Source organism: Flavobacterium sp., assembly GCF_044373165.1.
Classification (GTDB): domain Bacteria; phylum Bacteroidota; class Bacteroidia; order Flavobacteriales; family Flavobacteriaceae; genus Flavobacterium.
On the sequence record NZ_JBILQL010000096.1, the window covers coordinates 1 to 8358 of the forward strand.

The following is an 8358-nucleotide window of genomic DNA, read 5'->3' on the forward strand; positions in this document are numbered from 1 at the left end:
TGGATGATTTTCGACAACATACTCAAAACGCGTCCCTGAAAATGCCCGCTCAACATCCGTGGTTGCAGGATTTTCAAATGGGTTTCTCTATTCAACTGCGCCAACAATTCGGGTTCGTCTTGGGAATGTTGGGTTACGTATTGGTCTAATTCGTCGGAAAGAAAGTGCATGGTTATTGTTTTTTACAAAGTTATCTAATTATATGTCGCTGTCAAAACCTACAAAGGCATATCAAAACTGCAGTTTGTTATATTATAGCGGCTAATTACCAATCACTAATTACTAATTACTAACTTTGCGCCATGGAAATCGAGAAAAAAGACATCCGAAGTTTAACCAAAACCCAATTGCGTGATTTTTTTGTAGCCAACGGTGACAAAGCATTTCGCGGCAATCAGGTGTACGAATGGTTGTGGAGCAAAGCTTCTCACAGTTTTGAGGATATGACTAACGTGTCTAAGGAAACTCGAGCCATGTTGGAAAAACATTTCGTAATCAATCATGTCAAAGTCGATCAAATGCAACGCAGTGAAGACGGCACGGTGAAAAATGCGGTTCGTTTGCACGATGGTTTAATAGTAGAAAGTGTTTTAATTCCAACTGAAACCCGCACTACGGCTTGTGTTTCGAGTCAGGTTGGCTGTAGTTTAGATTGTAATTTTTGCGCTACCGCTCGTTTAAAAAGAATGCGAAACTTAGAACCGGGCGAGATTTACGATCAAGTCGTGGCCATAGACAGGGAAAGCCGTTTGTATTATAACCGACCGCTATCCAACATTGTTTTTATGGGAATGGGCGAACCGTTGATGAATTACAACAATGTGATGAAAGCCATTGAGATGATTTCTTCGGAAGAAGGTTTAGGCATGTCGCCCAAACGCATTACTGTTTCTACATCGGGCGTTTCCAAAATGATTAAAAAGATGGCAGACGATGAGGTCAAATTCAAATTAGCCGTGTCCTTGCATTCGGCTATAGAATCGACTCGAAATCACATCATGCCTTTTACCAAAAACTTTCCGTTAACCGAACTGAGAGAAGCTTTGCAGTATTGGTACCAAAAAACCAAAAGCAAAGTGACTTATGAATATGTAGTTTGGAAAGGTATTAACGATGACAAAGCTTCTATTGATGCTTTGGTGAAGTTCTGCAAATACGTACCGTGTAAAGTCAATTTAATCGAATACAATCCTATTGACGACGGAGAATTTCAGCAAGCGTCTGATGAAGCTATCAACAATTACATCCAAGCTCTGGAACGAAATGACATCGTTGCTAAAGTGCGTCGCAGCCGCGGTAAAGATATTGATGCTGCCTGTGGTCAATTGGCCAATAAATCATAAAAAAACTCCCGACGGTTTGTCGAGAGTTTTCATCATTTATAACTAAGTCAACTAAATTAATTCCCCAAAGTAATAGTGGTTGTATTACCGTTTACGGTTAAAGTGGCTTGATTATCGCAGTCGCCGTTGCCATAATCCAAAGTCCCTGTATTGTTGTTTCTTACAGTGGTAATTACACCGCTAACGATATGAGGACAACCGGCTTCTGCTCTTAACGGAGTAGTAATGGTAGATGTTCTGGTACCGGCAGGGAAAGTAGTAGTCCAATTACCGGAGATTGAAAATACATTGTCAGCCCAAAGCGCTGGAGTACCAAAACCTTCAATCATTTCGCGAATACGGTTTCCTACTCTGTGATACTGATTCCCATTCGGAAACGTCAGATGCATATCAATAGACATATTGGCTACAGGATGCGGTGCTGCTTGCACTGTAGTGCTTTGAATAGAACGAACTACGGTGCGATTCCCTTCCACTAAAATATCATTGTGATAAAAGTCAACAAAACTGTAGCTGATGGTATGAGATGGTGTATCAAAATTCAAACTGCCGCTCACTATGATGGTTCCATCAAGTACATTTCCGTTAGGGAGTTCACAATTGTCAAATGTTAAAGTTCTGGTCCAACTGTTAGCGGTTAATTGAATATCAATGGTTACACATGGCGGTAATGATGCCGTTTCTTGACTGTTTCTTCCGGCTGATGGATTCACTTGAAGGGCAAATTGTTCGTCGACAATTTTTGAAACATCTTCGGTTACCAAATCAATTTTGGCACTTACTCTAGCCTCGGTCAAATCTTCTGAAGCAGTATTGTTACTGTCATCTTTGCTACAACTTAGCACAAGCACAGTTAAGGTTGCTCCTAATATCAAATTTTTAATTTTCATATATTTTAATTTTTGGTTCATTGCTTTGAATGCTATTCTTGAAAAAGGTTTAATCAAACGTAAATATTTTTTTCAAACGATGGCTTTGTTGTATCTTTGAATGCCCGATGGAATTCGGTTTATTTTAATGAATATTACTTCGCAAATAAAAAAACCTATACAAGAGGAAATGGAGCTTTTTGAAAAAAAGTTCTATGAATCGATGACTTCAAAGGTGGCGTTGTTAAATCGAATTACCTATTATATTGTCAATCGAAAGGGCAAACAAATGCGACCAATGTTTGTTTTTTTGGTAGCCAAAATGCTTTCCGAAACAAGTCAAGTTAACGAAAGAACCTATCGCGGTGCTTCAGTAATCGAGTTGATTCACACCGCCACTTTAGTCCATGATGATGTAGTAGACGATAGCAATCGCCGACGCGGTTTTTTCTCAATCAACGCTTTATGGAAAAACAAAATAGCCGTTTTGGTAGGCGATTATTTGTTGTCTAAAGGATTGTTGTTGTCTATTGATTATGGTGATTTCGATTTGCTTAGAATCATCTCGGTAGCAGTTCGTGAAATGAGTGAAGGCGAATTACTCCAAATTGAAAAAGCCCGAAGATTAGATATTATCGAAGAGGTTTACTACGAAATCATTCGCAAAAAAACAGCGACATTAATTGCATCCTGCTGTGCTCTTGGTGCCAAATCGGTCTCTGAGGATGAAACTCAGGTTGAAGCCATGCGCAAGTTCGGCGAGTTGATAGGAATGGCTTTTCAAATCAAAGATGATTTATTTGATTATACTGATGACGCTATCGGTAAACCCACCGGTATAGATATTAAAGAGCAAAAAATGACTTTACCGTTGATTCATGCCTTGAACAACTGTACTGATAAAGAAAAAAGTTGGTGCATCAATTCGATTAAAAACCACAACAAAGACAAGAAGCGCGTCAAAGAAGTTATCCAATTTGTAAAAGACAAAAACGGTTTGCAGTATGCCGAACAAAAAATGATGCAGTTTCAGGGAGAAGCGCTTCAAATCCTTCAAAATTTCCCTCAATCGGAATACAGAGAAGCACTTTCTTTGATGGTGAATTACGTTATTGAAAGAAAAAAATAATTTTTTTTAAAAATATTTACCACTGTAAAGCCTTTTTTTACTGGGGTTTTTAATTTTCAAATCTCCAAATTGAAAAATTTTCAAATTGTGATGCAACCCTTTTTTATCGACATTCGTCTATGCTAATAGAAACACTAACTAATAGTTTTGAAAGTAATCAACTTACATAAAGACGAAAAAGAATTGATCGAGTTGGCTGTCGAGAACAATCGCCATGCGCAACATCAGATTTATGCCAAATTCGCACCGAAAATGTTGAGTGTTTGCCGTCTGTATATCAAAGATATCCATCAGGCGGAAGACATTATGATTACGGCTTTTATGAAAGTGTTTACGAATCTTAAGCATTTTGAGCACAAAGGCAGTTTTGAAGGTTGGATTCGCCGCATCATGATTAACGAATGTATTTCGTTTATCCGAGTGCAAAAGAAGGTTAAGTTTATCGAAGACGAGACTTTCTTTGAGGAACGCCACAACAACATTGAGAGTCAGTTTTCAGTAGAAGACATCCAGTTTTTAATTGATAATTTACCCGATGGTTACCGAATGATTTTCAATTTGTATGCTATTGAAGGTTTTAAACACCACGAAATTGCTACCATGTTAAACATCAATGAAGGTACTTCCAAATCACAATTGTCACACGCTCGAAAAATGTTGCAGGAAAATATTACCAAACTAAAAAATTACCACAATGGAACCGAATAAATTAGAAAAACAATTCAGAGACCAACTGAATGCCAGAGAAATCAAGCCTTCAGTCCAAGCTTGGGACCGATTGGATGCGATGCTTTCGGTAGCCGAAGAAAAAAAAACAAGAAAACCGTTTGGCTTTTTGTTTATTGCTGCCGGCATTTTGGTCTTAGTAACGCTTGGTTTGTTTTTTTTCAATCAAAACGATACTGTAATCAGTACTCCGAATGCAGTGGTTGAAACCGAAACTAAAAATGATACGGTTCAAAATCCTGCCGAAAACATTACAACGCCAATTGTTGAAAGTCAAAAACAAGACGAAGTTGTCGCTGCCGTTTCGAATCAACCGACAATCAACAACCAACAACCGACAACCAATCATCAAGGAGTTTCAATCCAAAATCAATCAACAAAACCTCAAAATCAAATCATCAAAGACAAAGAAATTAAATTTCAATACTCATCAGACGTAGCCCAAAAAGACATTCCTAAAATTGTAGAACCTAAAGAAATTGTAATCAAAAAGCCGGTCAATGCCAAATCCGATGAAAGCTTGTTGGCCGATTTAGATAAATCTGTCAAAGAATCAACCAACAAAAAATCGAATCTTAAAGTCGATGCCAAAAGCCTACTTTCTCAAGTAGATGGCGAAGTTGAGTACAGTTTCCGAGAAAAAATGCTGCAAAAAATCAACAAAAACTACCAAGAAGTGAAAGTGGCTTTGGCCAACCGAAACAACGAATAGCAATCATTAATCATATTTAAATTAATTACCATGAGAAATTTTACCATTTACTTAGCACTATTCCTATGCCTTTTAGCCAATAAAACCATGGCGCAGGAAACCTTTGAAGCCAAGGCCAAAGCCATAGCTGAAAAGATTGAAAACATCACCAAAGAAGAGAAAGCCGCTTTGAAAGCCGAAATTGAATCGGTGAACAAAGAATTGGAAGCCGGAACAATCACTAAAGAGCAAGCCGATGCCAAAAAGTTGCTGTTAGCAGAAACCCGCTCTAAAAATATCGAAACCCGCGTTGGGCAAGCACAAGAAGAATTGAAAGAATTGGTCAATCAAAAAGTAGAAGGCAAAATCAAAGAAGGCAAAAACCAGTATTTTTCGATTGCTATTAAATTCGATTCTATCCGAAAAGTAAGAGGGGAAAAAAGAACCACTTCGCAATTCGTTTTCGCCGCCGGAGTGAACAATTTGGTTACCGATGGCAGTGTGGCCAATTCCGACTTCAGGTATTGGGGTTCACACTTCTACGAATGGGGTTTTACGTCGAATACGCGTTTGTTTAAAAACGATAATTTATTGCATTTGAAATACGGAATGTCAGTTATGTATAACAACTTGCGTCCAACCGATAACCGAGTGTTTGTAACCAATGGCAATGAAACGTATTTAGAGAATTTTCAGTACAATCTTAAAGATTCCCGATTGAGAAATGTATTTATAACCTTGCCGCTTCACTTGGAATTCGATTTTACCAAAGCCAAAGATAAAGACGGTAAAAAAATATTCAGAACCCATGAAAGTGTGCGTTTCGGAATCGGTGGTTATGCCGGAGTGCGCGTCAAATCAAAACAAAAATTGTGTTATGAAATTGACGGTAACGACATATCAGTAAAAGAAAAAGGCGATTTTAATGTGAACGATTTCATCTACGGATTGAGCACTTACATTGGTTACGGTGAAACCAGCTTGTATTTGAAATACGATCTGAATCCGATGTTTAAAGACAACGCCATCAAGCAAAACAATATCTCTTTAGGGGTTCGCTTTGATTTGAATTAAAATAATTTGTTTAGGTTAGATTATACTTCGAAAAGATGTTTCAGCAATGGAGCATCTTTTTTTATTTTAAATTTTAAATTTTAAATTCTGAATGTGTAAATTTACCCTCTTTGATTTTTGAAATCAATAACAATCTGATAATCTGACCATCTGTTTTGATAACCCGCGAAACCATAGATAAAGTATTTGAAACCGCTCGAGTGGAGGAAGTCATTGGCGATTTCGTTCAGCTTAAGCGTGCGGGCAGTAATTTTAAAGGATTGAGTCCGTTTTCCGACGAACGCTCGCCTTCTTTTATGGTGTCGCCGGTGAAGCAAATTTGGAAAGATTTCAGTTCCGGCAAAGGCGGTAGCGTAGTGACGTTCTTAATGGAACACGAACACTTCACCTATCCGGAAGCCATTCGTTATTTGGCCAAAAAATACAACATTGAAATCGAAGAAACTGAAGTTTCCCAAGAAGATAAAATAGAAGCCAACGAAAAAGAGAGTCTGTATTTGGTTTCGGAATTCGCCAAAAGTTATTTCCATGATACGCTTTTAAATTCCGAAGAAGGCAAAGCCATTGGATTGTCTTATTTCAAAGAAAGAGGTTTTACTAACGAAACTATAACCAAATTCGGTTTAGGCTATTCGCCTGAATCTTGGGATGCTTTTACCAAAGAAGCCTTGTCTAAAGGCTATCAATTAGAGTTTTTAGAGAAAGTAGGATTGACCATTACCCGAGAAGACGGCAAACATTTTGACCGTTTCAAAGGTCGCGTGATGTTCCCGATACAGAGTTTGTCCGGCAGAAATTTGGGTTTCGGCGGTCGAATTTTGACCAATGATAAAAAAGCAGCCAAATACCTCAATTCACCGGAAAGCGATATTTACCACAAGAGTAAAGTGCTTTACGGGATTTTTCATGCCAAACAAGCCATTGCCAAGCAAAACAATTGTTATTTGGTAGAAGGTTATACCGATGTGATTCAGTTGCACCAAGCCGGTATTGAAAATGTGGTGGCGTCATCGGGTACGGCTTTAACACCCGATCAGATTCGGTTAATCAACCGTTTGACCAAGAACATTACCGTTCTTTTTGATGGCGATGCGGCCGGATTAAGAGCATCAGTTCGCGGGATCGATTTGATTTTGGAAGAAGGGATGAACGTAAAAGTATGTACATTTCCCGATGGTGACGATCCGGACAGTTTTGCCCGGAAAAATTCGTATGACGATTTGGTGCATTATTTGGAAAACAACGCCAAAGATTTTATACAGTTCAAAGCGTCGTTATTGATGAACGAGGCCAACAACGACCCGATTAAGAAAGCCGATTTGATTCGGGATATGGTAGTGAGTATTTCCAAAATTCCGGACCGCATTAAACGCGAAATCTACATACAGGAAACTGCTCGTATCATGGACATATCCGAACAGGTTTTACTGAATACTTTGGCACAATTGGTTCAGAAAGACATATCGGAAGCCGGGAAAAAACTCAAACAGGAACAAACGGCTTTTGAAGTAGTTAAAAATGAACCTCAAGTTACCCAAGATCGTGTCAATATTGTATACGAATTAGAACGAAAAATTCTCGAAATGCTGTTGCTTTACGGTTCAATGGAAGCTGATTTTGAGGATTATATTTTGAAAGCCAACGAAGAAGGCGAAATGGTAGAGGAAAAAGAAATCAACGTTTACAAAGTTTTTCAAAGAATTTATTTGAGTTTGCAAGAAGACGAAGTAGAGTTGGCTCATCCTACTTTCAAAGAAATTTATACCGATTTAATACAATACTACCATCAAACCGACGCGTTCAATATAGAACAGTATTTGATGCAACTTTCTCCGGAACACTCTCAGGTAGTGACTGATATTTTGATGTCTGAAGAAAAAGAATTGCTCCACAACTGGGAAAACAAACATATTTATGTTAAAACTAAAACACAAAATGTTGGGCAATACGTTTCGGAAACTATTATTTCATTGCGCGAATATTTAATCAATAAGCTGATATTGGATCTGATGGGTTCATTTCAAAGCGAAACAGAAACCGACTTAGAAGAAATCAAATCGATGATTAACGATTATAATAAACTAAAGGTAAGTTTGACTAATAAAATAGGCAGAATACGTTCCACATACCTATAAAAAAAACCCCGAATATCGGGGTTTTATTTTTTTAAACGATTTCCAATGTTTTGGCTTTGTTTACTAAGTCAACTAAGTTAGTCACGTTGAGTTTGGTCAGCAAACGAAGTTTGTACGTACTGATGGTTTTTTCGTTAAGCGCTAAAATTTTAGCAATTTCGTTGTTTTTCTTACCGTCGCTTAGAAAACGCAACACCTCGATTTCTCTGTTCGATAATTTTCGATACAAACGTTCCGATTTGTTTTGTTTAGCAATCAACGCTAAGTTTCTCTTGATTTCTTCATTCAGAATAATTTGTCCTTGGTGAACTTTCACGATGGTTATTCCTAAATTCTCAAGTTTTGATGTCTTGTGAACATATCCTGCACAACCTGCTTTGATAGCGTTAGG

General features: G+C 37.9%; 8 protein-coding genes and 1 pseudogene. 6 read left to right on the forward strand and 3 right to left on the reverse strand.

The features are described 5' to 3' along the window. A pseudogene (locus ACIQ32_RS10580) lies at window positions 1–170 on the reverse strand (methyltransferase); the annotation flags it as partial. 132 nt (window positions 171–302) lie between these two features. On the opposite strand from ACIQ32_RS10580, the gene rlmN reads away from it, so the two are divergent. Continuing rightward, complete coding sequence (gene rlmN, locus ACIQ32_RS10585) at window positions 303–1343, forward strand: 23S rRNA (adenine(2503)-C(2))-methyltransferase RlmN (RefSeq protein WP_396195659.1); 1041 nt, start codon at window positions 303–305, stop codon at window positions 1341–1343. A 56-nt stretch (window positions 1344–1399) separates the two neighbouring features. On the opposite strand, the gene ACIQ32_RS10590 is transcribed toward rlmN, so the two are convergent. Then, on the reverse strand, window positions 1400–2233 hold the full coding sequence (locus ACIQ32_RS10590; RefSeq protein ID WP_396195660.1) for a hypothetical protein: 834 nt from the start codon (window positions 2231–2233) through the stop codon (window positions 1400–1402). 127 nt (window positions 2234–2360) lie between these two features. Here ACIQ32_RS10590 and ACIQ32_RS10595 point away from each other — a divergent pair, with 127 nt between their 5' ends. From ACIQ32_RS10595 to dnaG, 5 genes are all read left to right on the forward strand, one after another. Next, window positions 2361–3341 (forward strand): polyprenyl synthetase family protein, encoded by a 981-nt coding sequence (locus ACIQ32_RS10595; protein WP_396195661.1) that lies wholly within the window; start codon window positions 2361–2363, stop codon window positions 3339–3341. Window positions 3342–3488: 147 nt separating this feature from the next. After that, window positions 3489–4049, forward strand: coding sequence for an RNA polymerase sigma factor (locus ACIQ32_RS10600; protein WP_396195662.1), 561 nt, complete (start codon window positions 3489–3491; stop codon window positions 4047–4049). Beyond that, window positions 4036–4779 (forward strand): hypothetical protein, encoded by a 744-nt coding sequence (locus ACIQ32_RS10605; protein ID WP_396195663.1) that lies wholly within the window; start codon window positions 4036–4038, stop codon window positions 4777–4779. Before ACIQ32_RS10600 ends, ACIQ32_RS10605 begins: the two co-directional genes overlap by 14 nt. A 30-nt stretch (window positions 4780–4809) precedes the next feature. Further along, complete coding sequence (locus ACIQ32_RS10610) at window positions 4810–5832, forward strand: hypothetical protein (RefSeq protein WP_396195664.1); 1023 nt, start codon at window positions 4810–4812, stop codon at window positions 5830–5832. A 155-nt stretch (window positions 5833–5987) separates the two neighbouring features. After that, entirely contained in the window at window positions 5988–7967 is a 1980-nt protein-coding gene (gene dnaG, locus ACIQ32_RS10615) for a DNA primase (protein WP_396195665.1), read from the forward strand. 31 nt (window positions 7968–7998) lie between these two features. Here the strand turns inward: dnaG and ACIQ32_RS10620 are convergent. Beyond that, window positions 7999–8358, reverse strand: a 360-nt coding sequence (locus ACIQ32_RS10620) for a LuxR C-terminal-related transcriptional regulator (RefSeq protein WP_396195666.1), incomplete at its 5' end; no start/stop codon positions are given.

Excerpts from the sequence above, each read along its gene's own strand:
- rlmN (WP_396195659.1), top strand. The coding sequence starts at position 303 with ATGGAAATCGAGAAAAAAGACATCCGAAGTTTAACCAAAACCCAATTG.
- ACIQ32_RS10590 (WP_396195660.1), bottom strand. The coding sequence starts at position 2,233 with ATGAAAATTAAAAATTTGATATTAGGAGCAACCTTAACTGTGCTTGTG.
- ACIQ32_RS10595 (WP_396195661.1), top strand. The coding sequence starts at position 2,361 with ATGAATATTACTTCGCAAATAAAAAAACCTATACAAGAGGAAATGGAG.
- ACIQ32_RS10605 (WP_396195663.1), top strand. The coding sequence starts at position 4,036 with ATGGAACCGAATAAATTAGAAAAACAATTCAGAGACCAACTGAATGCC.
- ACIQ32_RS10610 (WP_396195664.1), top strand. The coding sequence starts at position 4,810 with ATGAGAAATTTTACCATTTACTTAGCACTATTCCTATGCCTTTTAGCC.